Annotated in this window: 21 protein-coding genes; 17 read left to right on the top strand and 4 right to left on the bottom strand. The window is 70.8% G+C overall.

What is annotated here, in order from left to right; translation table 11 throughout:
- Positions 1–22: 22 nt before the first annotated feature.
- Positions 23–1,288, bottom strand: a complete 1,266-nt coding sequence (locus tag AB0B97_RS19755; RefSeq protein WP_357495282.1) for an ice-binding family protein — start codon at positions 1,286–1,288, stop codon at positions 23–25.
- Positions 1,289–1,492: 204 nt separating this feature from the next.
- Complete coding sequence (locus AB0B97_RS19750) at positions 1,493–2,128, bottom strand: methyltransferase domain-containing protein (protein ID WP_357495280.1); 636 nt, start codon at positions 2,126–2,128, stop codon at positions 1,493–1,495.
- 133 nt (positions 2,129–2,261) lie between these two features.
- Here AB0B97_RS19750 and AB0B97_RS19745 point away from each other — a divergent pair, with 133 nt between their 5' ends.
- Positions 2,262–3,011 carry an NAD(P)H-binding protein gene (locus AB0B97_RS19745; protein ID WP_357495278.1) on the top strand — a complete coding sequence of 250 codons (750 nt, stop codon included), beginning with the start codon at positions 2,262–2,264 and terminating at the stop codon, positions 3,009–3,011.
- A 32-nt stretch (positions 3,012–3,043) separates the two neighbouring features.
- Here the strand turns inward: AB0B97_RS19745 and AB0B97_RS19740 are convergent, their stop codons facing one another.
- Positions 3,044–5,239, bottom strand: coding sequence for a hypothetical protein (locus tag AB0B97_RS19740; protein ID WP_357495276.1), 2,196 nt, complete (start codon positions 5,237–5,239; stop codon positions 3,044–3,046).
- Between the two features lie 177 nt (positions 5,240–5,416).
- A complete protein-coding gene (locus AB0B97_RS19735) occupies positions 5,417–6,343 on the bottom strand; it encodes an AraC family transcriptional regulator (RefSeq protein WP_357495274.1) in 927 nt (308 codons plus the stop codon).
- Positions 6,344–6,425: 82 nt separating this feature from the next.
- Between AB0B97_RS19735 and AB0B97_RS19730 the strand changes: the two genes are divergently transcribed.
- The 16 genes from AB0B97_RS19730 (at position 6,426) to chvE (ending at position 26,876) form a co-directional block, all read left to right on the top strand.
- A complete protein-coding gene (locus AB0B97_RS19730; protein ID WP_357495272.1) occupies positions 6,426–7,394 on the top strand; it encodes an SDR family NAD(P)-dependent oxidoreductase in 969 nt (322 codons plus the stop codon).
- 87 nt (positions 7,395–7,481) lie between these two features.
- A complete protein-coding gene (locus AB0B97_RS19725; protein ID WP_357495270.1) occupies positions 7,482–8,693 on the top strand; it encodes an FUSC family protein in 1,212 nt (403 codons plus the stop codon).
- Positions 8,694–8,759: 66 nt separating this feature from the next.
- Positions 8,760–9,287: a hypothetical protein gene (locus AB0B97_RS19720; RefSeq protein ID WP_234582859.1), complete on the top strand. Its 528-nt coding sequence runs from the start codon at positions 8,760–8,762 to the stop codon at positions 9,285–9,287.
- Between the two features lie 59 nt (positions 9,288–9,346).
- Positions 9,347–10,189, top strand: a complete 843-nt coding sequence (locus AB0B97_RS19715) for a DUF4097 family beta strand repeat-containing protein (protein ID WP_234582857.1) — start codon at positions 9,347–9,349, stop codon at positions 10,187–10,189.
- Positions 10,190–10,223: 34 nt separating this feature from the next.
- Positions 10,224–11,201: an ATP-binding cassette domain-containing protein gene (locus AB0B97_RS19710; RefSeq protein ID WP_357495267.1), complete on the top strand. Its 978-nt coding sequence runs from the start codon at positions 10,224–10,226 to the stop codon at positions 11,199–11,201.
- On the top strand, positions 11,198–11,986 hold the full coding sequence (locus AB0B97_RS19705) for an ABC transporter permease (RefSeq protein ID WP_234582854.1): 789 nt from the start codon (positions 11,198–11,200) through the stop codon (positions 11,984–11,986). The genes AB0B97_RS19710 and AB0B97_RS19705 overlap by 4 nt, the downstream gene beginning before the upstream one ends.
- 680 nt (positions 11,987–12,666) lie before the next feature.
- A complete protein-coding gene (araB, locus tag AB0B97_RS19700; RefSeq protein WP_357495265.1) occupies positions 12,667–14,349 on the top strand; it encodes a ribulokinase in 1,683 nt (560 codons plus the stop codon).
- Positions 14,346–15,038 (top strand): L-ribulose-5-phosphate 4-epimerase, encoded by a 693-nt coding sequence (locus tag AB0B97_RS19695; RefSeq protein ID WP_234582851.1) that lies wholly within the window; start codon positions 14,346–14,348, stop codon positions 15,036–15,038. Before araB ends, AB0B97_RS19695 begins: the two co-directional genes overlap by 4 nt.
- A gap of 128 nt (positions 15,039–15,166) precedes the next feature.
- Entirely contained in the window at positions 15,167–16,159 is a 993-nt protein-coding gene (locus AB0B97_RS19690) for an ABC transporter substrate-binding protein (protein ID WP_234582850.1), read from the top strand.
- Positions 16,160–16,350: 191 nt separating this feature from the next.
- The gene (locus tag AB0B97_RS19685) at positions 16,351–17,892 is read left to right on the top strand and encodes a sugar ABC transporter ATP-binding protein (protein WP_357495262.1); all 1,542 of its coding nucleotides are present in this window, start codon (positions 16,351–16,353) and stop codon (positions 17,890–17,892) included.
- Positions 17,889–18,959, top strand: a complete 1,071-nt coding sequence (locus tag AB0B97_RS19680) for an ABC transporter permease (protein WP_234582848.1) — start codon at positions 17,889–17,891, stop codon at positions 18,957–18,959. Before AB0B97_RS19685 ends, AB0B97_RS19680 begins: the two co-directional genes overlap by 4 nt.
- Positions 18,956–19,948, top strand: a complete 993-nt coding sequence (gene yjfF / locus AB0B97_RS19675) for a galactofuranose ABC transporter, permease protein YjfF (RefSeq protein ID WP_234582847.1) — start codon at positions 18,956–18,958, stop codon at positions 19,946–19,948. The genes AB0B97_RS19680 and yjfF overlap by 4 nt, the downstream gene beginning before the upstream one ends.
- A gap of 26 nt (positions 19,949–19,974) precedes the next feature.
- Complete coding sequence (araA, locus tag AB0B97_RS19670; protein WP_234582846.1) at positions 19,975–21,477, top strand: L-arabinose isomerase; 1,503 nt, start codon at positions 19,975–19,977, stop codon at positions 21,475–21,477.
- A 336-nt stretch (positions 21,478–21,813) separates the two neighbouring features.
- Positions 21,814–23,934 (top strand): family 43 glycosylhydrolase, encoded by a 2,121-nt coding sequence (locus tag AB0B97_RS19665; protein WP_357495258.1) that lies wholly within the window; start codon positions 21,814–21,816, stop codon positions 23,932–23,934.
- Positions 23,935–24,349: 415 nt separating this feature from the next.
- Positions 24,350–25,339 carry a LacI family DNA-binding transcriptional regulator gene (locus AB0B97_RS19660; protein WP_357495256.1) on the top strand — a complete coding sequence of 330 codons (990 nt, stop codon included), beginning with the start codon at positions 24,350–24,352 and terminating at the stop codon, positions 25,337–25,339.
- A gap of 394 nt (positions 25,340–25,733) precedes the next feature.
- Positions 25,734–26,876: a multiple monosaccharide ABC transporter substrate-binding protein gene (chvE, locus tag AB0B97_RS19655; protein WP_234582843.1), complete on the top strand. Its 1,143-nt coding sequence runs from the start codon at positions 25,734–25,736 to the stop codon at positions 26,874–26,876.
- The last annotated feature ends 82 nt before the right edge of the window (positions 26,877–26,958 follow it).

Raw genomic sequence — 26,958 nt, 5'->3', positions numbered from 1 at the left:
TCACACCGGCCGGGCCCGTCGATCAGGATTCGTGCAGTCGTCGGCGGCTGGCGAGGAAGAACGCCAGCACGCCCAGGCTGACCAGGACGCCTCCGACGCCCGTCAGGGCAGGCACCACGCCGCTGCCGGTGACCGGCAGGATGTTTTCGCCAGGGCTGCCCGGTGCGCCGGGGCTGCCAGGTGCGCCGGGTGCTCCAGGGCTGCCGGGTGCGCCAGGTGCTCCGGGGCTGCCAGGTGCTCCGGGACTACCGGGTGCACCAGGTGCTCCAGGGGCTCCGGGACTGCCGGGTGCGCCAGGTGCCCCGGGGCTGCCGGGTGCGCCGGGGGCTCCGGGGCTGCCCGGTGCGCCGGGGCTGCCGGGTGCGCCGGGGCTGCCGGGTGCGCCGGGGCTGCCGGGTGCGCCGGGGCTGCCCGGTGCTCCCGGACTGCCGGGTGCGCCGGGGCTGCCAGGGGCTCCGGGACTGCCGGGTGGGCCGGAGGGACCGGCCGGGCCGGTGGGCCCGGCGGGGCCGGTCGGTCCGGGAGGTCCGGTCGGCCCCGGAGGTCCGGTCGGCCCGGCGCAGACCGGAGCGGTGATGGTGTTGGTGTCGAGGGTGACGGCGGCGGTCCGCGCCAACGCGCGGCCCTGCAGCGTCGCGCCTGTGGCCATCGTGATCGACGCCTGGGCCATGATGGTGCCCACGAAGGTCGTGCCCGTGCCGATCGTCGCCGAGCTGCCGATCTGCCAGAACACGTTGCAGGCCGACGCTCCGTTGATGAGGACGACGCTGCTGTTCGACGCCGTCGTCAGAGACGAGTCGACCTGGAAGATGAACACGGCCGCCGGATCGGCCTGACCATTGAGGGTCAGCGCCCCGGTCAGCTGCGCGGCCCCGATCCGATAGACGCCCGGATTGAGAGTGTTGCCGCCGAGTTCCGCGGGCAGGTTGGTGAACGGCGTCCGGCCGGCGGCGTCGTTGTAGGCGATGGTCAGGTCGCTCTGGGCCTGCAGCGCCACCGCGTCGCCAAGGTGGACCTCGCCACCGATTGTCGCGGTCCCGAAGCCCGATGCGGTGTTGCCGGGGAACCTGCCGAGGCTCTGGGCGAGGAAGCTCGGGCCGGTGTTTGTCGGTTCGGCTCCCGCCAGGACGGAGAAGTTTCCGGCCGTACCCAACCCCACCGGCGCATCCGCCGCGTTGGCGGCGGTCGAGCTGAAGAGAAGCAGGCTGGCGGCGACGGCGACGGCCGCGGAAGCCCCGAGGGCCGGCAGGACCGCCCATCGCCACCGACGAATGGGTTGTGCTGTCAAGATCAACCTCCGTGCAGAAAACTCGCAGGAGGCGTCGCGCGTCCTGCTCGATCCGGCCGGCTGGAACAGGCCGAGTGCGCTGACCACCACATCATGCGATCGGGATGTTTGCCCACCAAATGGGGCAATAAGGAAGAAAAGTGGGGTAGCGGGAAGTCGACTTCACATCAGGTCAGGCGGTCCTCGACCCGCCGTGCAGCCCGCTTACGGCCGGATCGCCCCGCCCAGAACGCACGGCGAGGAAGGGCCGGAACTGCCGGCCGGGAACCGGAAGCGACGCAGTTCGTCGATGGTGAACCCGGCCGCCTCGATGGCGGCCGTGGTGTCGCGACCGGTGTGGCAGCCGGCGAACAGTTTCGGCCAGAGCGTGGCGTCGGAGAATCGCTGGACCCGACGGAGGCGACCGGACTCCTCGGCGGCGACGTGCTCGAAGAAGCGCAGCTGCCCGGCGGGGCGCAGCACGCGGTGGATCTCGGCGAGCGCGGCGGCCTGGTCGGGAACGGTGCACAGCACCAACGCGACAACCACCGCGTCGAATTCGCCGTCGGCGGCGGGCAACGCCTCGGCCACGCCGTCCACGACCGTGATCGGCACGGGCGCGGCCGGGGCGGCCCGGACGGCGGCGGCACGCAGGCGGCGTTCCGGCTCAACCGCGACGACCTCGGTCACGGTCGGGGGGTAGTGGGTGAACATGCGGCCGTTGCCGGCGCCGACCTCGAGCACCCGGCCGGTCAGGCCGGCCACCAGGTCGCGGCGGAACGCGGCGGTGCCGGCGCGGTCCATGGCGATGCTGAGCCGCTCGTAGACCCGGGCGAACACCGGGTGGGACACAGCGGCCACGTCTACCTCCGGGATTCGCGGGCAGCGACCACAATCATGAGCGGCGATGTCAACCGCGCCGGTGAGGCGCGCTCCGTAGGCTGATTCTGTCCTGCGATTCCGCACGTCGCCCCAGACGGGAAGTGGTCCGATCATGAAGATCGTCGTCATCGGCGGGAGTGGCCTGATCGGCTCCAAGGTCGTCCGGAACCTCGCTGGGCAGGGCTACGAGGCGGTGGCCGCGTCACCGAAGACCGGCGTGAACACGCTGACCGGCGAGGGGGTGGCCGAAGCGCTCGACGGTGCCGATGTCGTCGTCGACGTGTCGAACTCCCCGTCGTTCGAGGACACCGCCGTGCGGGAGTTCTTCAAGACCTCGACGCGCAACCTCCTCGCCGCCGCCGCGACGGCCGGGGTGCGGCACTACGTCGTGCTCTCCATCGTGGGCTCCGACCGGCTCCCCGAGGGTGGGTACATGCGGGCGAAGGTCGCCCAGGAGAAGCTCGTCGCCGCGTCCGGGCTGCCGTACTCGGTGATCCACGCGACCCAGTTCTTCGAGTTCGTCCAGGGCATCGTCGACGCCGCCACGGACGGTGACACGGTACGGCTGGCGCCGGTGCTCATCCAGCCGATGGCAGCGGACGACGTCGCGACGGAGGTGACCGCGGTCGCGGTCGGCGCACCGCTGAACGGCACTGTCGAGATCGCCGGCCCCGAGCAGTTCCGCCTCGACGAGCTGGGCCGGTCGGTCCTCGCCGCCCGCCACGACTCCCGCACCGTGGTGAGCGACCCCGCGGCCCGGTACTTCGGCGCGACGCTCAGCGAGCGCTCACTCGTCCCCGCCGACGGCGCCCGCATCCCCGGGACACGCCTGGACGACTGGCGTGCCCAGGCGGCGCGATAACCAGCCCTCTGGTGGCGCGGTGACGGCTCGTGTCACTCGCGCGGCGCGTGCCGCAGGCGCTGCGCCAACTCCCGTACCGCCTCGACGTACCGCTCGTCGGCCTCGGACGGCCAGTGCCCCTTGATCGGTGGCGGAACGCTGTCGCCCGGCGGGGTCACCACGTCGCTGGGATCGCGCTCCCGCCGGTCCACCGCGGCGGCCGGGTCACCCTCGGACGCCGGTGACCCCCGGTCGGGGAAGACGCGCCCGCCGATCGGGTCGGTGTCGCGCCACAGGTTCACCCACCGCCAGCCGACCCGGTTGCCGATCTCGCGCAGCACCGCGTCGTCGATGTACGCGGGAAAGAGCCGCGCGTACAGCCGGCGCAGCGGTGACCCGTACGTGAGCAGCGCGATCCGGTTGCCGATCCCGGGCGGCAACTGGAGGACTGCCGCGGCGAGCAGGACCGAGCCGTGGCTGTGCCCGGCGAGCAGCACGGCGTTGCCGCGCTCGACCAGGTAGGTGATGCGTCGGGTCAGCTCCGGCACGGCCCGCTCGGCATAGCAGGGCGGCGCGAACGGGTGGGCGGCCCGGGGCCAGAAGGTCCCGAGGTCCCAGATGACGCCGACGTGCCGCCGGAACCCCGCGGTGCGGTAGGCGAAGACTCCGCCGAGGATCAGCCCGACGATGGCCGCCGCCTTCGCCCAGCTGGCGAACGCGATGCCGAAGGTGATCGCGTCGGACGGCAACCGCGCGTACCGCTCGACGACGTCGCCCGGAAACAGCCCCAGCAGATCGAGGGTCGTGGTGGCGGAGCCGATCCCGGCGAGACACCCGAAGACCACGGCCAGCAGCACCAGGCGTTCGGTGAGTCTGGCTCGGGCGAGCGCGTCGCGGACCTGGCGCAGCCGCGGCCCGGCCTCCGCCGGCGCGTCCGGGTAGTCGCGCGCGACGATCGCCGCCGCCGCGCGGCGGCGGCCGGGGCGGGAGACCAGGACGACCAGGCCGGCGACGAGCGCCGTGACCACCACGGTGCGGAGAAAACCGAAGGTCGCCCAGGTGTACGCCCGAGGTGGGCCGGTCGCGATGCCCTCCCCGGTCGGCAGGTCGCGGTCGAGGTAGTCCGCCACCCGGTAGACGAGCTCGGCGGAGTACGCCACCGCCGCGCTGATCGCCGTGGCCGCGATGACCAGCGCTCCCAGGCCGAACAGGGGGCTGCCCCGGCGCCGCCAGAGCAGGACGACACCGAGCGCGGCCAGCAGTGCCGTCTGGGCGGAGAACAGCCAGATCAGGGTGGCGTCGTAGCCGGGCAGGGCATCCACCTCGCTCCAGGCGGCGGGGCTGGTCAGCGCATGGGCCACGACCACGACGGTCAGGATGATCGCGGTCGTCCGGAGGGTGGTGGTGATCGCGTCGAGCCGCCGGTCGGTGGGGGACCTGTCGATCACCTGTGGCGTGCAGAGCAGCACCACGCAGGCCGCCAGGAGCACGCCGGTGGTCACCGCCAACGCGACAGTGGCGATCGACGCGCCTTGTGCGGCGCGGGCGGCGAGCAGGACCAGGCTCAGCGTCCCGAACGCGGCGGCGACGTGAATGGACCGGAGCCGTCCGACCAGCGGTTCGGACGCCCACGTGCCGACAGTGCTGAGCCGATGCCCGGAGAACTCCTCGTCGGGCCCGCGAAACGCCTCGAACGACCGCCCGGGACGGTTGCTGAGACGCCAGACCACTGCGATCGCGACGGCCGGCACCAGCGCGAACACCGCCAGGCGTCGCCCGACGGGCTGGCCGCTGGACCAGGACAACCAGCTGCGACCGGCCAGGCAGCGGGGCGAGTTCAGGCAGTGCCACGCGACGAGGTCGAGGGCGACGCCGGCGATGGCGAGCACGTACAACGCGGTGAGCGTCAGCGCCAGCACCCGGCACAGGGACTTGACCATCGCCTCCGAGCGGGGGTTCGCCGGGCGCATCCAGATCGCCACGTTGACCAGCAGGAACGGCAGCAGGAGCACCAGCGCCAGGGAGCGGGCCACCGTGCCGGAGGGCAGATCACCCCAGCGGTACGCCTCCAGCGTCACCCCTCGCGCCTCGGGCGTCGACCAGTGGGGGCGGACGCGGACGAAGCCGCCCATGCGGTCGCCGGCGACCTGCACCGTCCGCTCCAGGCCGAGAACCTGCTCGGTGCTCGCGCCGGAGACGCCGTGCACCCGCAGTTCCACGATGTCGCCGAAGGTGTCGGGCTCGCTCACCCGCGCTGATCCATCCGCCATCGCCCCCCGAGGCGTCCGGCCGCCCGGTGCCGGCGATCCAGCCGCGGGCGGGCCCCACCACCCGCGTGGCAGACCGGGGTCTACCCCGCCCGGACGCGCCCAATCGCACCGGCGACATCCGCGGTGCGTGGGCCGCTCGCGGCGCTGCCGGTTCGCCTACCCGGTCGGGCTGCTCCCGGCCATCTGCCTGCGGTAGGTCCGTGGCGAGACGCCTGTGACACGCTTGAAGGCCACGCTGAGGGCGCTCTCCGAGCCGTACCCGACGGCCAGGGCGATGGCGGCGACGGTGTCCGAGCCGCGGCGGATCCGGTCCGCCGCGAGTTCGATCCGCCAGCGCGTGAGGTACTCCAACGGGCCGACGCCGACGACCTGCCGGAAGCGGGCGGCGAGCGTGGAGCGGGAGACGGCGGCGACGCGGGCGATCTCGTCCACCGTCCACGACTGCGCGGGTCGCCCGTGCATCGCCCGCAGCGCGGGGGCGACCACCGGGTCGGCGAGCCCGGCCAGCCAGCCGGACGTGTGCTGCGGATCGCGGGCCAGGTGCAGCCGCAGGACCTGGATCAGCAGGACGAGCGCCAGGTGTTCGGCGACGAGCCGCGAGCCGAGCCGAGGCTGCCGCAACTCGCTGTCGATCTCGTCGAGCGCCCACCTGATGGTGGCCGCCGCGGGGGTGTCGGCGGGCACGTGGATGATCGGCGGAAGGCTGTCCAGCAGGAGACTTCGACCCCGGTCGCCCAGGGAGAACGCGCCGCCGATGAGGAACATGTCGTCGCCGTCGCCCGCGTGCGCCACGCCGTCGCCAGCGGCTGCGAAGATCGGGTACGCCGGCTGGACCGGTGCGTCGGGGTCACTGAAGAGCGTGTAGGCCACCGGCCGGGTCAGCAGGTAGCAGTCGCCCTCGGCGAGGCCGATCGGCTCCGGCTGGCCGTCGACGAGCAGGAAGCAGTGGCCGCGCCGGACGGCGTTGAACTTGGCGCCGGCCGGTGGGTCGAACCGGACCGCCCAGCGCCCTCCGGCGACGAGGCCGGCGGAGACGTGGCTTGTCGCACCGAGCAACGCCAGTACGTCCTCAAGGGGATCCATCAGCACCGTCCTGGACGATCACTAAAGTATCGCGGATCCTAGACTATAGGCAGTCCAGTGCAAGGTTTCTAGTCTGGCTGACATGACAGCGAACCCACGCCTCACCACGTCGTTCACCGCCCGTACCACCGCCGCCGAGATCCTCGACGGCGTGGACCTCACCGGGCGCCGGATGATCGTCACCGGCGGCGCATCCGGCCTCGGTGTCGAGACGGTTCGCGCCCTGGCCGGCGCCGGCGCCGAGGTCACCGTCGCGGTCCGTGACCCGCGGCGGGCCGCCGGGCTCGTCGAGGAGTTCGCCACCGACGCCACCCGGGGCGTCGTCCGGTCGGCAGCGCTCGACCTCGCCGATCTGGCGTCGGTCGACGCCTTCGTCGCGGCCTGGCGGGGCCCGCTCGACGCGCTGGTAGCCAACGCCGGAATCATGGCGCTCGCGACCCGGCAGCTCTCCGCGCAGGGTTGGGAACTCCAGCTCGCGACCAACTACCTGGGTCACTTCGCGCTCGCGGTCGGTCTGCACGACAACCTGCGTGCCGCAGGGGCGGCCCGGGTCGTGGTGGTCAGCTCCGGTGCGCACCTGGGCGCCCCGTTCGACGTCGAGGACCCCCAGTTCGAGCGGCGCCCGTACGACCCGTGGTCGGCGTACGGGCAGTCGAAGACCGCGGACGTCCTGCTCGCGGTCGGCATCACCCGCCGGTGGGCCAAGGACGGGATCACGGCCAACGCCCTCAACCCCGGGTACATCCACACCAACCTGCAACGTCACCTGGACGACGACATGATGCGCGCGCTCGGCGCGATGGACGAGGCGGGCAACCTCGTCGTGCCGGACTACTACAAGACGCCCGCCCAGGGAGCGGCGACCACAGTCCTGCTCGCCGCCTCACCCCTGCTGGACGGCATCGGCGGCCGGTACTTCGTCGACAACCAGGAGGTGGAGGTGGTGCCCGGTGGCCCGGACGCCACCGGAGGGGTCGCGGACCACGCGGTCGACCCGGACGCCGCGGACCGGCTCTGGGCGTACGCCGAGAAGGTGCTCTGCTCGCGCTGAGCGCGACCGCCGTCGGGCGCGGCGCGCTCGCGCGTTACCGCGCCCGACGGCCAGGATTGATCGGGGTGCGGCGGGGTAGCCGCCGCCATGGTCGCTGCCGGCCCGCCCGCCGCGGACAGGGGTGCCGCGGCGCGTTCCGGCGCGCAAGCGGACGCCGCTGCGGCGACGACCGTCGCCCGGCTCCGCGCCCGTCTCTGGGGCACGCTGCGGGAGCGCTCGCGGCGGGTTCGGGGCATCGGCGGCCTCGCTCTGCAGGCCGGTCTGGCCGCGGCGCTGTCCTGGGTGGTGGCGCATCAGGTGCTGCACGTCTCGCAGCCGGTGTTCGCGCCGATCTCGGCGGTCTCGACCCTTGCCGCGTCGGTCGGGCAACGGCTGCGTCGCACCGTCGAATTGATCATCGGCGTCACCGTGGGGGTGCTGGTCGGCGACCTGCTGCTCACGGTCACCGGCACCGGGTGGTGGCAACTCGCCCTGATCGTCGTGCTCGCGATCCTCGTCGCGTTGTTCCTCGCCGGGAGCGCGGCGGTGGTGATCCAGGCCGGGGCGACGGCGGTGCTCATCGCCACGTTGAGCCCGTCCGTGCGGGACCTGGAGATTCCCCGCTTCGTGGACGCTCTCGTCGGGGGAGCGGTGGCGCTGCTGGTCACCGCCGTTCTTCTGCCGTTGAGCCCGCTGCGGGTGCTCAACCGTGCCGCGCGCCCGGCGTTGGACCTGCTCAGTGCCCAGCTCGACGCCACCGCCGGCGCGCTGGCCGACCGCGACATCGCCCGTGCGCTGGCCGCCCGCACGAAGCTGCGGGAGAACAAGGACGAGCTGCGGGCGCTCATCGAGGCGACCCAGGGTGCCCGGGAGGCCAGCACCCTGTCGCCGGCGCACTGGCATGAGCGGCACGGGCCGGTGGGCCGGTACGCCCAGGCGGCCGAACCGATCGACCGGGCGATGCGCAACGCCGGCACGCTGATCCGCCGCGCGGTGACCGTGATCGACGACGGCGAGCCGATCCCGGGAGCGCTGCCGGAGGCCGTCGCCGACCTCGCCGAGGCGGTACGCGTGCTCAAGCGGCAGTTCGCCGCCGGTGAGGAACCCACCCAGGCGCGGGAGCGGGCCCTGTGGGCGGTCTGCGTCGCCGGTGACGCCTACCGGGAGGGCGTTGGTTTCTCCGGTGCCGTCGTGGTGGCGCAGGTCCGGACGACCGTCAGCGACCTGCTGGTCGCCACCGGGCTGACGCAGGAGGTCGCGAACCGGCTGGTCCGGCGTGCGTTCGGGGGGTCGGAGCGTCTCGCCGGCGATCGACGATGACCCTCGTGGCAGCAATCTGAGCCATCGCTGTTGCATCCTGAGCCAAAGTGGTGCCATGATGGTGCCATGGACCTGAGGCCGTACGTCGAGAACCTGCGCAACGAGTTCGCTGTGGCCGCCGAGGGCGTCGACCCGGAGGGTCGGATGCTGGCCGAGCGGCTCTTCACTCAACTGGAGGCGGCGACCCACCTCACGCTGCTCGAGGCGCTGTCCGACGCGGCCGACGAGATCACCCGCGATCTCGCCCCCGGGTCGGTGCACGTCCGGCTGCGGGGGCGGGAGCCCAATTTCGTGGTGACGCCAGCGAGCCCGCCGGCGGACAGCGCGGATGCCGTCAGCGAACCGTCCCCGGCGCCGGCGCCGCTGCTCCCGCCCGAGGGCGACGAGGGCGGCACGTCCCGGATCAACCTCCGCCTCCCCGACCATCTCAAGGCCAGCGTCGACGGGGCCGCCAGCCGGGCCGGGCTGTCCGTCAACGCCTGGCTGGTGCGCGCCGTCGCCGCCGCCGTCGCGGCCGGCGGCACGGATCGCCAGCCACCGCGCCGGTTGGAACCACCCCGGCCCGGCCAGCACGTCACCGGCTGGGCGCGCTGACCGCCGCGCCCCCTCTCTGCTTCCGCTCGCCTTCGCCACGCACCTCTCGGGAGACCACCATGCCTGTTTTCGAGACACCAGAACCGATTTCCGTCCAGGTCGAGCTGCCCGTCGGGGACGCCTGGATCGCCGCGACCGACCGCACCGACACGGTGGTGCAGGTGCGCCCCCGCGACCCGTCGAGCAAGGCCGACGTGAGCGCCGCGGAGCAGACCACCGTCGAGTACGCCGCCGGGCTCCTGCGGATCAGGGTGCCGAAGAGCTGGCGCCGGTACGGCTTCGGCTCCGGGCCCTCGGTCGACGTCCTCATCGAGGTGCCGAGCGGGTCACGGCTGCATGCCGAGTCGGCGTGGGCCGCGTTTCGCGGTGAGGGGCGGCTCGGCGAGTGCCGCATCAAGACCGGCAGCGGCATCCGACTCGAGGAGACCGGGCCGCTGGAGATCGACAGCAGCCACGGCGAGGTCGCGGTGGAGCGGGTCACCGGTTCCGCCCGGGTGAAGGCCTCCTCCGGAAAGGTGCGCCTCGGCGCGGTCGACGGCACCGCGGAGATCAAAAACTCCTCCGGCGACTGCTGGATCGGCCGCAGCGGCGGTGACGTCCGCGTCAACACCGCGTACGGGGACATCGCCGTGGACGCGTCGACGGCCTCGGTGACGGCACGCACCGCGTACGGCAACGTCCGGCTCGGCGAGGTCGTCCGCGGGTCGATCGAGTCCCACACCTCGTACGGCGCGATCGAGGTCGGTGTCCGGAGGGGCACCGCCGCCTGGCTCGACGTCAGCTCCCGGCACGGGCGCGTGCACAACGCGCTCGAGTCGACCGACAGCCCGGCCGAGACCGACGAGACGGTCGAGATCCGCGCGAACACCTCCTACGGCGACATCACGATCCGCCGTGCCTGATCCTCCGCGACCCCCCACCACAAATGAGGAGACCATGACCAGCAGCAGGAAACCCGCGATCGTCACCACCGAACTCCGGAAGTCCTACGGTGACAAGGTCGTGCTCGACGGCATCGACCTGATGATCACCGAGGGAACGATCTACGCGCTGCTCGGCCCGAACGGCGCCGGCAAGACCACCACCGTGCAGATCCTCTCCACCCTGCTGCGGGCGGACGGCGGCCACGCCCGCGTCCTCGGCCACGACGTCACCCGGGAGCCCGACGCGGTCCGTGAGCTGATCGGCGTGACCGGCCAGTTCTCCGCAGTGGACAACCTGCTCACCGGTCGGGAGAACCTGAACCTGATGGCCGACCTGTGCCACCTGGACCGGGCAGAGGGGCGCCGGCGGATCGCCGACCTGCTCGCGCGGTTCGACCTGACCGAGGTGGCGGACAAGCCGGCCTCGACGTACTCCGGCGGTATGCGCCGTCGGCTCGACCTCGCGATGACCCTGGTCGGCGACCCCCGCGTCATCTTCCTCGACGAGCCGACGACAGGCCTCGACCCGCGCAGCCGCCGCGCCATGTGGCACATCATCCGGGCCCTCGCCGCCGAGGGCGTCACCATCCTGCTGACGACCCAGTACCTGGAGGAGGCCGATCAGCTCGCCGACCGCGTCGCGTTCCTCGACCACGGCCGGCTGATCGCCGAGGGCACCCCGCACGAACTCAAGCGGCTCATCCCGGGCGGCCACGTCGTGTTGTCGTTCGCCGACCAGGAAGGGCTCGACTCGGCGGCCCGTACGTTCGCGGCGGCCACCCGGGACGACGCCGCGCTCACCCTCCAGGTGCCGAGCGACGGCGGGGTCGGCTCGTTGCGGTCGGTCCTGGACCACCTCGACCGCGACGCGATCACCGTGGCCGGCCTCTCCGTGCACACCCCCGACCTCGACGACGTCTTCCTCGCCCTCACCGGCCGACCCGACACCCGGGCCGGGCGGTCCGGCCACGAAAGGGCTTCCGCGCGATGAGCACCCTCAACCTCGCCCTGCGCGACTCGAACACCATGCTGCGGCGCAACCTCCTGCACATGCGGCGCTACCCGTCGCTGACCCTCATGCTCATCGGTCTACCCGTCATCCTCCTGCTGCTCTTCGTCTACGTCTTCGGCGGCACGCTCGGCGCCGGCCTCGGGCCCTTGGGCGGCCGCGCCGACTACGCCAACTACGTCACCCCGGGCATCCTGCTCATCACGGTGGCCAGCGCGGCGCAGGGCACCGCCATCTCCGTCGCCATGGACATGGCCGAGGGCATCATCGCCCGCTTCCGTACGATGGCGATCTTCCGACCGTCGGTCCTCACCGGCCACGTCGTGGGCAGCGTGCTCCAGACGATGCTCAGCCTCGCGGCCGTCACCGGTGTCGCGTTGCTCGTCGGGTTCCGTCCCACCGCCGGTGCCGTCGAGTGGCTCGCCGCGATCGGCGTCCTCACCATGATCACTTTCGCGGTCACCTGGCTGACGGTCGCCCTCGGACTGGCGACGAAGAGCGTCGAGGCGGCCAGCAACGTGCCCATGCCGCTGATGCTCCTGCCGTTCCTCGGCAGCGGGTTCGTCCCCACCGACTCGATGCCGACGGCGGTGCGCCTCTTCGCCGACTACCAACCCTTCACGCCGGTCATGGAGACGCTTCGGGGCCTCCTGCTCGGCAGCGGAATCGGCAGCAACGGGATCCTCGCGGTCGCCTGGTGCGCAGTCATCACGGTGGCCTCCTTCCTCTGGGCCAAGGCGCTCTACAACCGCGGCCGGACCGCCTGACCCGACGGGCCCGCGCGCCCGATCCGCCCGACCCGCCCCGGTCCGGCCCTGCGGGGCCGGACCGGGGCGCATGATCGACCCCGGTTCGACGATGTCGCGGTGTCCGGCCGACCGGATACCGCGACATCGCCGACTCCGGAGCTGGATCGAGATCGTGCGGGCGGCGGTCGCGAAACGTCGAATGTTATCGATAACACGAGTCCGGGGCCGGGCGCGGGAGGTGCACGTCGGCGACCGGATCGCGCGCTCAGGGGCTCGGCGGCGGCTGCGGCGCGGATCATAGATCTGATCATGCGAGGGCGGCGGCCGCCGCGATGTTATCGCTGACATCGCCGATGGTCACGCCACCGTCGCGATCGGAGCGTCCCGCCGGGGCGCGGTGGTAAGGGGTGTCGCTGTCGTCCTGGCGGGTGGGGGAGGCGCCGGGCCGACTGTCGGCCGATGCGGCGTCGGGTCGCGGTGCGGGCGAGGAGGTTTCGGCCGGCTGCCGTCCAGACGTCGCTCTTGCAGGGCTGCGCCAACCGGCCTGGAGACGCAATCGCGGCCTTTGCACCAATCCGGTAGCTACCCGCCCGACTGGGCGCGGCCTCCGCGTTCCGTTACGGAGCTGTTGCAGCTAGATGTCTTGACGGCGCTGGATGTGAGCGTTAACACTATCCCCGTTAACGGTGGAGGTGAACATGGAGCGTGTGGACGGAGCTGCCGAAAGCTACGTCGTGGGTGTCGATTTCGGCACTCTCTCCGGGCGGGCCCTCGTGGTCCGGGTTTCTGACGGTGCCGAGTTGGGGACCGCGGTGCACGAGTACGGCGACGCGGTCATCAGCGAGACGCTGCCCGGAGGTCGACAACTGCCCCCGGACTGGGCGCTGCAGAATCCGGACGACTACCGCGACGTGCTGCGCTACGCCGTCCCGGCGGCGGTGTCCGCCGCAGGGGTGGACCCCGCAGCGGTGGTGGGCATCGGCATCGACTTCACCGCCTGCACCGTGCTGCCGACCGACGCCCACGGCACCCCGCTCTGCGAGGTTCCCGAGCTGCGCGACCGGCCGCACTCCTGGGTCAAGCTGTGGAAGCACCACGCGGCGCAGCCGCACGCCGACCGGATCAACGCGCTGGCCCACGAGCGGGCCGAGCCGTGGATCGGCAGGTACGGCGGCAAGATCTCCGCCGAGTGGCAGTACGCCAAGGGTCTGCAGATCCTGGAGGAGGACCCGGAGATCTACCACCGGGCCGAGCGGTTCATCGAGGCCGCCGACTGGATCGTCTGGCAGCTCAGCGGCACCGAGACCCGTAACGTCTGCACCGCTGGCTACAAGGGCATCCTGCAGGACGGGCAGTACCCGTCCGAGAGCTTCCTGACCGCGCTCAACCCCGACTTCGGCGACTTCGTGGCCAAGCTCGACGGCCCGCTGCTGCCCCTCGGCGCCCGCGCCGGCACGCTCACCGCCCGCGCCTCGGCCTGGACCGGCCTGCCCGAGGGGATCGCGGTGGCCGTCGGCAACGTCGACGCGCACGTCACCGCGGCGTCCGCGCAGGCGGTGGAGCCCGGTCGGCTGGTCGCCATCATGGGCACCTCGACCTGCCACGTCGTCAACGGCGCGGAGGTCGCCGAGGTGGCCGGCATGTGCGGTGTCGTGGACGGTGGCATCAGCCCCGGCGCCTGGGGCTACGAGGCCGGGCAGAGCGGCGTCGGCGACATCTTCGGCTGGTTCGTCGAGCACGGCGCCCCCGCCGGCCTCGACTCGCACGAACGCCTCACCGAGCTTGCCGCCAGCCAGCCGGTCGGCGCACACGGCCTGGTCGCGCTGGACTGGTGGAACGGCAACCGCTCGCTGCTGGTCAACCACGACCTCAGCGGGATGATCGTCGGGATGACCCTGGCCACCCGGCCGCAGGACATCTACCGGGCGCTGCTGGAGTCCACCGCGTACGGCACCAGGATGATCATCGACGCGTTCGTCGAGGCCGGGGTTCCGGTGAACGACCTGGTGATCGCCGGCGGTCTCACCAACAACAAGCTCCTGATGCAGATCTACGCCGACGTGACCAAGCGACCGCTGAACATCATCGCGTCCGCGCAGGGGCCGGCGCTCGGGTCGGCCATCCACGCCGCCGTCGCGGCCGGGGCGTACCCGTCGATCCACGAGGCGTCGCAGGCGATGGGGCGCGTGCACGAGGCCGTCTACACGCCCGATCCCGACCGGGCGCGCGCCTACGACGCCCTGTACGCCGAGTACCGGGCCCTGCACGACCACTTCGGCCGGGGCGGCAACGACGTCATGCTCCGCCTGCGGGCGATCCGCAACGCGGCGGTCGAGGCCGTCGCGGCCACGCACGAGGCCCCGCTGGAGGTCGTCGCATGAACGCAGAGGTGAGTCGGCAGATCGGCGAGTTGCGCGAGGTCGTCGCCCGTCTGCACAGCGAGCTGACGCGCTACAACCTGGTCGCCTGGACGTCCGGCAACGTCTCGGCACGGGTCCCCGGTCAGGACCTCATGGTGATCAAGCCGAGCGGGGTGGGCTACGACGACCTCACGGCCGACACCATGGTGGTCTGCGACCTCGACGGTGTTCTCGTCGAGGGGGACCTCGCCCCGTCCAGCGACACGGCCGCCCACGCCTACGTCTACCGCGCCATGCCCGAGGTCGGCGGGGTCGTGCACACGCACAGCTCGTACGCCAGCGCCTGGGCCGCCTGCGGCGAGGCGATCCCCTGCCACCTCACGGCGCAGGCCGACGAGTTCGGCGGGGAGATCCCGCTGGGCCCGTTCGCGCTGATTGGTGGCGACGACATCGGCAAGGGCATCGTCGCCACCCTCGCCGGGCACCGCTCTCCCGCGGTGCTGATGCGCAACCACGGCGTCTTCTCCATCGGGCGGGACGCCCGGGCAGCGGTCAAGGCCGCGGTCATGTGCGAGGACGTGGCCCGCACCGCGTACCTGGCGCGGACGCTCGGGCAGCCGGTGCCGATCGCGCAGGCCGACATCGACGCTCTCTACCACCGCTACCAGAACGTCTACGGCCAACAACCAGTCGCACCGGCAGGTCCCTGACCGTCTCCATCGGCCACCCGGGCCCGCCGGTCTGCTCCACCGACGCACCAGCACGCACCACCCGCGTACGCCACCTTCTGCTCCTCGGCGGCTCACGCGGTCCCACCACACCCAGCCAAGGAGAACTGATGAGAAAGATGCGAACGCAGCGCGCTATCGCGGTCCTCGCCAGCGTACTGCTCGTCGGCGGCGTGGCGGCCTGCGGCAACAGCGACACCGGCGGCGGCGGGTCCAAGGACGACGGCAAGATCACGATGGGCTTCTCCCAGGTCGGTGCGGAGAGCGGGTGGCGTACCGCGAACACCACCTCGATCAAGGAGTCCGCCGCCGCGGCCGGCATCGAGCTGAAGTTCGACGACGCGCAGCAGAAGCAGGAAAACCAGATCAAGGCGATCCGCAACTACATCCAGCAGAAGGTCGACGTCATCGCCTTCTCGCCGGTTGTGGAGTCCGGGTGGGACACCGTGCTCAAGGAGGCCAAGGACGCCGGCATTCCGGTCATCCTGACCGACCGCTCGGTCGACTCGGCCGACAAGAGCCTGTACAAGACGTTCCTCGGCTCGGACTTCGTCAAGGAGGGCCGGCTCGCCGGTGAGTGGCTGGTCGAGCAGAAGAAGGGCGCGACCGGCCCGGTGAACATCGTCGAGCTGCAGGGCAACACCGGTGCCGCTCCGGCCAACGACCGCAAGAAGGGCTTCGGCGAGGCGATCGCCGCCAACCCGAACCTGAAGATCATCGCTTCCCAGCCGGGTGACTTCACCCGGGCGGGCGGCAAGCAGGTCATGGAGCAGTTCCTCAAGGCCAACCCGAAGATCGACGTGCTGTTCGCGCACAACGACGACATGGGTCTGGGCGCGCTCGAGGCCATCACCGCGGCCGGCAAGGTGCCCGGCAAGGACATCACCATCATCACTGTCGACGCAGTCAAGGACGGCATGCAGGCCCTCGCCGACGGGAAGTTCAACTTCATCGCGGAGTGCAGCCCGCTGCTCGGCCCACAGCTGATGGACCTGGCCAAGAAGGTCAAGGCGGGCGAGACGGTGCCGCCTCGGATCGAGACCGAGGAGACCACCTTCACGCAGGAGCAGGCCAAGGAGGCTCTGCCCACCCGCAAGTACTGATCGACGCGAGGGGGGTCGCCGCGCTCGCGTGGCGGCCCCGCCGCGTCGCCTTACCAACCCGAACGGACCGGGCATGACCCGCGATGACCCGCGCCACGCCCGCCCGAGCCTCCCGCAGGGGCGGCCGGGCGGGCGCGGTGGGAGCGCAGCGGCCCTTCCGCGTCGACAACCCCCAGAAGAGGTCTGATGGGATGACGGATAGCCGTCCGGTCCTGACGATGACCGGGATCAGCAAGTCCTTTCCCGGGGTGCGCGCACTCCACGACGTCAACTTCCGGCTCTTCCCCGGCGAGGTGCACGCCCTGATGGGCGAGAACGGCGCCGGCAAGTCGACCCTCATCAAGGTGCTGACGGGCGTCTACGACACCGACGAGGGCGCGATCACCCTCCACGGTGAGCCGGTGTCCTTCACCGGCCCGATGCAGGCGACGGCGGCCGGCGTGAGCACCGTCTACCAGGAGGTCAATCTCTGCACCAACCTCTCGGTGGCGGAGAACATCTTCATCGGCCGCGAGCCGCGGCTTCTCGGCGCCGTCCGCTGGGGTGAGGTCCGCCGACGCGCCCGCGCGCTCCTGGCCCGCCTCGACCTCGACCTCGACGTCAGCGCGCCGCTGGGCTCGTACTCCCTCGCGATCCAGCAGATGGTCGCGATCGCCCGTGCGATCGACATCCAGGCCCGGGTGCTGATCCTGGACGAGCCGACGTCCAGCCTCGACGCGGGTGAGGTCGCGCAACTGTTCCGCATCATGCGGCAACTGCGCGACGAGGGCATCGCGATCCTGTTCGTGACCCACTTCCTCGACCAGGTCTACGAGATCGCCGACCGCATCACCGTGCTGCGCAACGGCGGCCTCGTCGGCGAGTACCCGACCGCCGAGCTGCCCCAGCTCAGTCTCGTCGAGAAGATGATCGGCAAGGAACTCGACGTCCTCGAAGGCATCGAGGAGCACTCCCGGCGGGACCTGGCCGCCCTGGAGGAGGGCACCCCGCTGGTGGCGGTGTCGAACCTCGGCCGGGCGGGCGCGGTCGCGCCGTTCAGCCTGACCATCCACGCCGGCGAGGTGGTGGGCCTGGCCGGTCTGCTGGGCTCCGGGCGTACCGAGGTGGCGCGGCTGTTCTTCGGCGCCGACCGGGCCGACGGCGGGCAGGTCGCGATCGACGGCACGTCGAGCAGCCTGCGTACCCCCGCGCAGGCCATCGACCAGGGCGTCGGCTTCTGTTCGGAGAACCGCCGAGCCGAGGGCATCGTTCCCGAGCTGTCGGTCCGCGAGAACATCATCCTCGCCATGCAGGCCGCCCGTGGCTGGCTGCGGCCCATCCCGCGCCGCCGGCAGGACGAGCTGGTCGACAAGTACGTCAAGGCCCTCAACATCCGTCCGGCGGACCCGGAGGTGCCGGTCCGCAACCTCTCCGGCGGCAACCAGCAGAAGGTGCTCCTGGCCCGGTGGCTGATCACCGAGCCACGGCTGCTGATCCTGGACGAGCCGACCCGGGGCATCGACATCGGCGCGAAGACCGAGATCCAGCGGCTCGTGACGCAGTTGTCCGACGGCGGAATGGCGGTGCTGTTCATCTCCGCCGAGCTGGAGGAGGTGCTGCGCCTCAGCCACAAGGTGGCGGTCATGCGCGACCGGCAGATGGTCGCGCAGCTCGCCAACGACGAGGGCCTCGACGCCGAGCGCATCATGCAGACGATCGCGAGTGGATCTCACCGGGAGGAGGTGGACCGATGAACGACACCATGGGCCGCTATCGGACGATGATCGGTCACCGGCTGTTCTGGCCCATCGCCGTGCTGGTCGTCATGCTCGCCGCGAACACGATCTACCGGCCCGGGTTCCTGTCCATCGAGCTCAAGGACGGGCACCTGTACGGCTCGCCGATCGACATCCTGCGGTTGAGCGCCCCGCTGATCCTCGTCGCGCTGGGCATGACCCTGGTCATCTCGACCGGCGGCATCGACCTGTCGGTCGGCTCGGTGTGCGCGATCAGCGGCGCGATGGCCTGCATGTACATCAGCAAGCAGCCCGACCAGAACAGCCTCACAGTGGTGCTGACCGCCCTCGCGATGGCGTTGGGGGTCGCGCTCGTGCTCGGCGTCTGGAACGGGGTGCTGGTGGCCGTGATCGGAATCCAACCGATCATCGCCACCCTGATCCTGATGGTGGCCGGCCGGGGCCTCGCCCAGCTGATCACCCAGGGGCAGATCATTACCATCAACTCGGGGCCGTTCCGGGGGATCGGGCTGGGTCACCTGCTGACCCTGCCGCTGGCCATCTTCATCGCCCTCGCCGCGGCGCTGCTCGTCGCCGCGTTCACCCGCCGTACCGCACTCGGCATGATCATCGAGTCGGTGGGCGGCAACGCGGAGGCGAGCCGACTCGCCGGCATCCGCTCCGGCCGGGTCATCTTCCTCGCGTACGTCGTCAGCGCCGTCTGCGCGGCGATCGCCGGCTTCATGATGACGGCCAACGTCTCCAGCGCCGACGGCAACGCCGTCGGCCTCTGGGTGGAGTTGGACGCCATCCTCGCGGTCGTCATCGGTGGCACGTCCCTCGCCGGCGGCCGGTTCTTCCTGAGCGGCACGATCCTCGGGGCGCTGATCATCCAGACCCTGACCACCACGGTGTACGCCATGAACATCTCGCCGCAGACGTCGCTGCTGTTCAAAGCGGTGGTCGTCATCGCCGTCTGCCTGATCCAGGCGCCGGCGTTCCGTGCCAAGTTCAGCCGGCGCAGACGAAGCGCCCCGCCGCCGCGCCCCGTCGCCGACAAGCCGAAGGAGCAGGTGCCGGCATGACCACCGGATCGCTCACCGTCCCCCGCCGTACCCGGTTCCGGCTGCCTCGGCGGCAGGTGCCGGTGCTGGCCACGCTCGCCCTGCTCCTGGTGATGTACGGCATCGGCGTGTCCCAGTACACGGCGTTCTCGAACGTGCAGGTCATCTTCAACGTCTTCATCGACAACGGCTTCCTGCTCGTCGTCGCGGTGGGGATGACCTTCGTGATCCTCACCGGTGGCATCGACCTGTCGGTGGGCTCCGTCGTCGCCATGACGGCGATGGTGTCGGCGGACCTGTTGCAAAAGGGCCTGCCCGCGGCGCTCGTGCTCGTCATCGCCCTGCTCATCGGCCCGACGCTCGGCCTGTTGATGGGGTGCGCCATCCACTTCTTCGACATCCAGCCGTTCATCGTCACGCTCGCCGGGATGTTCTTCGCCCGCGGCATGTGCACGTTCATCTCCGGCTCGTCCATCCCGATCACCGACGGGTTCTGGACCAGGATGTCGCAGGAGCGGATCGGGGATCCTCGGGGCAACTTCGTCTCGATCAGCGTGTTGATCGCCTTCGCCGTGGTGCTCGTCGCCGCGTACGTGCTGGCCTACACCCGGTTGGGGCGCAACGTGTACGCGATCGGCGGTAACCCGCAGTCGGCGCTGCTGATGGGCCTGCCGTTGGGGCGGACCCGGATCGCCGTCTACACGATCAGCGGCCTGTGCTCCGCGATCGGCGGCATCCTGCTGTCCTTCTACACCCTCTCGGGCGCCCCGCTGATCGCCGTCGGCATGGAGTTGGACGTCATCGCCGCCGTCGTGATCGGAGGCACCGTGCTCACCGGTGGCTCGGGTTACGTCTTCGGCACGGTGCTGGGCGTGCTGGTGCTGGGTGTGATCCAGACCCTCATCACGTTCGACGGGAGTCTCAACTCCTGGTGGACCAAGATCGTGATCGGCGGTCTGCTCTTCGCGTTCATCCTCCTGCAGCGCCTCATCGGAATCCGTTACAAGTGACAGTTCCTCTCGTGGAAGGCAACCCCATGGCACCACAAACCCAACCCGAGATCTGGTTCCTCACCGGCAGCCAAGGCATGTACGGCGAGGAGACGCTCCGGCAGGTCGCCGAGCAGTCTCGCCAGATCGCGGCCGCGCTCGACGACTCGCCGCAGATTCCCGCCCGGGTGGTCTGGAAGCCCGTCCTGACCAACAGCGGTGAGATCCTGCGGGTCTGCCGGGACGCCGCCGCCCAGGGGGCCATCGGGGTCATCGCGTGGATGCACACGTTCTCACCGGCGAAGATGTGGATCTCCGGTCTGGACGCCCTGCAGACGCCGCTGCTGCACCTGCACACCCAGGCGAACGTCCTGCTGCCGTGGGACGACATCGACATGGACTTCATGAACCTGAACCAGGCCGCCCACGGCGACCGTGAGTTCGGGTACATCCAGACCCGGCTCGGGGTGGCCCGCAAGACCGTCGCCGGGCACGTGAGCGACCCGCGGGTGACCAGCCGGGTCGGGGCCTGGGCCCGCGCGGCGCTCGGCTGGTCGGCGATGCGGTCGCTGCGGCTGGCCCGCTTCGGCGACAACATGCGCGACGTCGCGGTGACCGAGGGCGACAAGGTCGAGGCGGAGCTGCGCTTCGGGGTGTCGGTCAACACCTACGGCGTCAACGACCTGGTCCAGGTGGTCGGTGAGGTCGCCGACGCCGACGTCGACGAGCTGGTCAAGGAGTACGGCGACAGCTACCGCGTCGGCGCCGAGCTGCTTCCCGGGGGTGAGCGGCACGACTCGCTGCGCTACGCGGCCCGTCTGGAACTCGGCATGCGCGCGTTCCTGGACGCCGGCGGGTTCCGGGCGTTCACCACGAACTTCGAGGACCTCGGTGGTCTGCGTCAGCTGCCCGGCATCGCCGTGCAGCGGCTGATGGCCGACGGCTACGGCTTCGGCGGCGAGGGCGACTGGAAGACGTCCGTCCTGCTGCACACCCTCAAGGCGATGTCGGTGGGGGTCGAGGGCGGCACGTCCTTCATGGAGGACTACACCTACGACCTGACTCCGGGTCGGGAGCTGGTGCTGGGCGCCCACATGCTCGAGGTCTGCCCCACCATCGCGTCCGACGTGCCCGACGTGGAGATCCACCCGCTGAGCATCGGCGGGCGGGAGGACCCGGTGCGGCTCGTGTTCGACGCCGCGCCCGGCCCGGCGGTGGTGCTGGGGCTGGCCGACATGGGGGAGCGGTTCCGGCTCGTGGCCAACGAGATCGACGTCGTGACGCCGCCGCAGCCGCTGCGCCGGCTGCCGGTCGCCCGCGCCGTCTGGCGGCCGCGACCGGACCTGCCGGTCTCGGCCGAGGCGTGGATCACCGCCGGCGCCCCCCACCACACCGTGCTGTCGCAGGCGGTGGGCACCGAGGAGCTGCATGACCTGGCCGAGATGAGCCGGACCGAGCTCGTCGTCATCGACGCCGACACCGAGCCGCGCCGCTTCGCCGACGAGATCCGCTGGAACCAGGCCTACTACCGGCTGGCCCGCGGCTTCTGATCCGCGCCCTCGGAGCGCCCTGACAACGGGTGGTCCATTCCTGCCTGCGGGCGGGGGTGGGCCACCCGTTCGCGTGTGCGCCGGCGGGCACGAGGCGGCTGTGTTACGGCTTGACTAACAGCATGTTATCGCTCACAGTCTATAGCCAAGATGGTCGATGTCGTTGGCTGGTCCGGCCGCGCGCGCGTCCTACCCCGCGGTTTCGGCACCTCGTCGCCGCGACGGTCGGACGATCGGTGTTAGCGATCACATGGCCGGGCGTGGTCAGCTCGGTGCCCCGCCCGGTGCCGCGGACGCCGACCCAGACCGCACGGTTCGCGTCAGCAGAGGAGGATCATGCTTTCCATCGGTCGGGTTCCCCGGGGTGCGCCAGGTCGGCGCGGGTGGCTGTCGAGACTCGCCGTCGCCGCGATGACACTTGTGGTCGGTGGCGCGGCCGCGGCGGTGGCCGCCGCGCCCGCGTCAGCGGCGACTGTGGACACCAGCGCGTGGTACGTGTTGGTCAACCGCAACAGCGGCAAGGCTGTGGACGTGTACAACCTGGCCACGAACGACGGTGCGCGGATCACGCAGTGGACGCGTAACAACGGGAACCAGCAGCAGTGGCAGTTCGTGGACTCCGGAGGTGGTTACTACCGGGTCAAGTCGCGGTTGTCGGGCAAGGTGCTGGACGTCTCCGGCCGCTCGACTGCCAACGGCGGGGCGATCGTGCAGTGGTCCGACAACAACGGCACCAACCAGCAGTTCCGGCTGGCCGACTCGGACAGCGGCTATGTGCGGTTGATCAACCGCAACAGCAACAAGGCGATGGAGGTGCAGGGCGCGTCGACCGCCGATGGTGGCAACATCGTGCAGTACGACGACTGGAACGGCACCAACCAGCAGTGGCAGCTCGTGCGCGTCGACGGCGGGGGCAACCCGACCACGCCGCCGCCCACCACGCCGCCCCCGTCGAACGGCACCTACTCGAACCCGGTGGTCTGGCAGGACTTCGCCGACGTCGACATCATCCGGGTCGACAACGTCTACTACATGTCGGCGTCCACCATGCACTACTCGCCGGGCGCTCCGGTGCTGCGCTCGTACGACCTGGTGAACTGGGAGTACGCCGGGCACTCCGTACCCCGGTTGGACTTCGGCTCGAAGTACGACATGAGCGGTGGTAACGCGTACGTCGACGGGATCTGGGCCTCGACGTTGAACTACCGGCCGAGCAACAAGACGTTCTACTGGGCCGGGTGCATCGACTTCGCGCAGACCCACATCTACACCGCGTCCGCCGTCGACTCGACGTGGAGCAAGCTCACCACCATCCCCAACTGCTACTACGACGCCGGCATGCTGATCGACGACAACGACACCATGTACGTCGCGTACGGCAACACCAACATCAGCGTCGCGCAGCTGTCCGCCGACGGGAAGACGCAGGTCCGCAGCCAGCAGGTCTACAGCACGCCGTCGAGCATCGGGACGCTGGAGGGCGCGCGCTTCTACAAGCGCAACGGCGCCTACTACATCTGGCTCACCCGGCCGGCCAACGGCCAGTACGTGCTGAAGTCGACAAACGGCCCGTTCGGCCCCTACGAGCAGCGTCAGGTGCTGCTCAACCTGCCCGGCCCGATCTCCGGTGGCGGCGTGCCGCACCAGGGCGGACTGGTGCAGACCCAGAACGGCGACTGGTACTACATGGCGTTCGTCGACGCGTACCCCGGTGGCCGGATGCCCGCCATGGCGCCGATCACCTGGACCGGCGACGGCTGGCCGGTCCTGCAGACCGTCAACGGCGCGTGGGGCAGCTCGTACCCGAAGCCGAACCTGCCCGCCGCGCCCCGGGCGGTGAAGCCACTCACCGGCACCGACACGTTCGCCGGCACCACCCTCGGCCCGCAGTGGGAGTGGAACCACAACCCCGACAACAGCAAGTGGTCGGTCAACAACGGGCTGAACCTGCAGACCGCCACCGTGACCGGCGACCTGTACAAGGCGCGCAACACGCTGACCCACCGGATCCAGGGACCCACGTCGACCGCCACCATCGAGCTGGACTACTCCACCATGCGCGACGGTGATCGCACCGGCCTGGCGGTGCTGCGCAACTCGTCGGCCTGGATCGGGGTCCGACGGGACAACGGATCCACCCGCCTGGTCATGCAGAACGGGCTGACGATGGACGACAGCTGGAACACCACAAGCACCGGCAGCGAGGTGGCGAGCACCGCAGTCTCCGGTGGCCGGATCTGGTTGCGGGCCAACGCCGACATCAGACCCGGGTCCGGCCGGCAGGCCCGCTTCTCGTACAGCACCGACGGGGTCAACTTCACGTCCTTCGGCAACGCCCTGACCCTGGCGAACAACTGGCAGTTCTTCATGGGCTACCGGTTCGCCATCTTCAACCACGCCACCCAGGCGCTCGGTGGCGCGGTCACCGTGCGCCGATTCGACCTGACGACACCGTGACGCCGGTCACACAACCAGTAATCCACGGGTGACGCGAACGGACCACTGATCCCACCGCGGAAGGTGTCCACGTCCCCGGCTCCGGCCCGCCGCCGCCCTGTTCCGCGCTCTGTCCAGGAGCGCGGAGCGGGGCGGCGGTCCGCTGTGGCCGGCCCGGGTCGGGGTGCCCGGCAGGCGCGGCGCGTGGCGCTGGCCGCCCGACCTGGCACACGCCGTGTCGTTCGCCGCTCAGCCGTTCCGTGTTCGAGGCGGTGCCTGGCGTAGACTGTCGGCGATCCAGCGCTGGTCACCTGCGATTCAGCACCGGCGTGGTGGCTGAGCGAGGGGGATCGGGCCGGGCCGCTCCAGTCAACGTCGACGGGCCGCGGGTCGGGTTGCAGGCGGGGGGAGTGAAATGGCCGTGCACGGTCCCGCGATGACAGATGTCGCTCGTCTGGCCGGTGTCTCCCACCAGACGGTGTCTCGGGTGCTCAACGGGCACCCCAACGTGCGTGAGCAGACCCGCTTGCGGGTGCGGGCGGCGATCGCCGAACTCGGCTACCGCCCCAACGGCGCCGCGCGCGCACTGGTGACCGGCCGGTCCCAGGTCATCGGCGTGGTGGCACAGAACACGACCCTTTACGGCCCGGCGTCGCTGCTGGCCGCCCTGGAGCAGACGGCCGCGGAGGAGGGCTTCGCGGTCAGCGTGGGCAGCGTCCGCAACCTCGACCACCGCTCCATCTCCGCCGCTGTCGAACGGCACCTGGCGCACCGGGTGGCCGGCATCGTCGTCATCGCGCCCGTCGAGTCGGCCGGCGAGGCCCTGGAACGGCTGCCCAAGGACGTTCCACTGGTCACCGTCGACGGCGATCCGCACCGGCCGGTGCCGTTGGTGACCGTCGACCAGGTGGCTGGCGCGCGGGCGGCGACCCAGCATCTCCTCGACGCCGGACACCGCACCGTGTGGCACGTCTCGGGGCCGTCCGACTGGTTCGACAGCGCCGGCCGGATCGAGGGCTGGCGGGCGGCGCTCCTGGCCGCGGGGATCGACCCACCGCCCCTGATGCACGGGGACTGGTCAGCGTCGTCCGGCTACCGGTGCGGGCAGATGCTTGCCCGGATGCCGGAGGTGACCGCGATCTTCACGGCCAACGACCACCTCGCTCTGGGCGTGCTGCGGGCCCTGCACGAGTTCGGGCGGCGGGTGCCGACCGAGATCAGCGTCGTTGGTTTCGACGACGTGCCGGAGGCCGCGTACTTCATTCCGCCGCTGACGACCGTACGACCGGACTTCGACGCGGTGGCCCGGGCGAGCCTGCAGATGTTGCTGACCCAGATCGAGTCGGGCATCGGTGGGGGTGCCCTGCGGCAGACCATCGCCCCGACGCTTGTCGCCCGCGACAGCGTCGCCCCGCCGCGCCACTGAGGGGGCGCCCAGTGTCGTACGCCTCGGAGGCCTCCGCGCGGCTTACCGCTTCGCCGTCGCGGCCGGCGTGCGTCGATCACCAACCGGCGGCCTCGTCGGTCCTGCCGTCGTGTGCTCGGCGGACGGTCCACCAGCCGGCCTCGCCGTCGGTCCTGCCGGCGCGTGCTCGGCGGGCGGTCCACGCGCAGGCCGTTCCGGAGCACGTACTGGCGGCCGTCGATCGATCGCCGCCCGGGTTACGGGAGGTGACGTCGGCGGCGAAGCCTCCGTTACGAGACCGTGACACCGGTATTTCGGATCAAGTGTTGACGTGCCCTATGTGAGCGCTAACACTACCCGAAAGGTGACAGGTGGCCCCGGCGGTCAGCGGGGGGAATCGGGAGAGGAGAAGCCCGTGAGCAGGAAATTCCTGGTTGCTCTCGGTAGTGCGGCGCTGGCGCTGAGCCTGGCGGCGTGCAGTGGTGGAGGTGCCGGCAGCGGCGGCGACACCAGCGACAAGAAGCCGGGGGACCTGACGATCGGTGTCTCGATGCCGACGCAGACCTCCGAGCGGTGGATCGCCGACGGCAACGCGGTGAAGTCCAAGCTGGAGGCGAAGGGCTACAAGGTCGACCTGCAGTACGCGGGCGACGACATCCCCACCCAGTCGCAGCAGGTCGACCAGATGATCACCCAGGGCGCCGACGTCCTGGTCATCGCGGCGATCGACGGCACCGCCCTCAGCAGCCAGCTGCAGGCCGCCGCGGCCGCGAAGATCCCGGTCATCTCCTACGACCGGCTGATCCGTGGCAGCAAGGACGTCGACTTCTACGTCAGCTTCGACAACTACAAGGTTGGCGTCGCCCAGGGCACCGCGCTGCTGGTCGGTCTCGGCCTGCTGAACAAGGACGGCTCGAAGGGCACCGCCAAGGGCCCGTTCAACATCGAGCTCTTCGCCGGCTCGCTCGACGACAACAACACGCAGTACTTCTTCGGCGGTGCGATGGACACGCTGAAGCCGTACGTCGACGCCGGCACGCTGAAGGTGAAGTCCAAGCAGACCACCCCCGAGCAGGTGGCGACCCTGCGGTGGCAGCAGGAGACCGCCCAGAAGCGGATGGAGAACCTGCTGACCTCCAGCTACAACGACGGCTCGAAGGTCGACGGCGTGCTGTCGCCGTACGACGGCATCTCCCGGGGCATCATCACCGCCCTGCAGAACGCCGGCTACGGTAGCGGCGCCAAGAAGCTGCCTGTCGTGACCGGCCAGGACGCGGAGATCGCCTCGATCAAGCTGATCAACGACGGCGTGCAGAACTCGACGGTCTTCAAGGACACCCGCCTGCTCGCCGACCAGGCCGTGAACGCCGCCGAGGCGTTCCTGCAGAAGAAGCAGCCGCAGGCGAACGACACGCAGACGTACAACAACGGCGTCAAGGTCGTTCCGGCCTACCTGCTGCCGATCGCGACCGTCTACAAGGACGACATCAAGGCGACGCTGATCGACTCCGGCTACTGGACGGCGGAAGAGGTCGCCGCCGGTCAGGCCAAGAAGTAAGTCACCCCGTCGGGGGGGGGGGGGCCACCCCCCGGCCGCCCCCCCGGATGGACCGCGACCCACACCACCCCGAGCAGAGGAA

Origin of the sequence: Micromonospora sp. NPDC049004 (assembly GCF_040649315.1) — a bacterium.
Lineage (GTDB): Bacteria > Actinomycetota > Actinomycetes > Mycobacteriales > Micromonosporaceae > Micromonospora.
The sequence above is the reverse complement of the archived record's forward strand: the minus strand, read 5'-3'. Positions and strand labels throughout refer to the sequence as shown.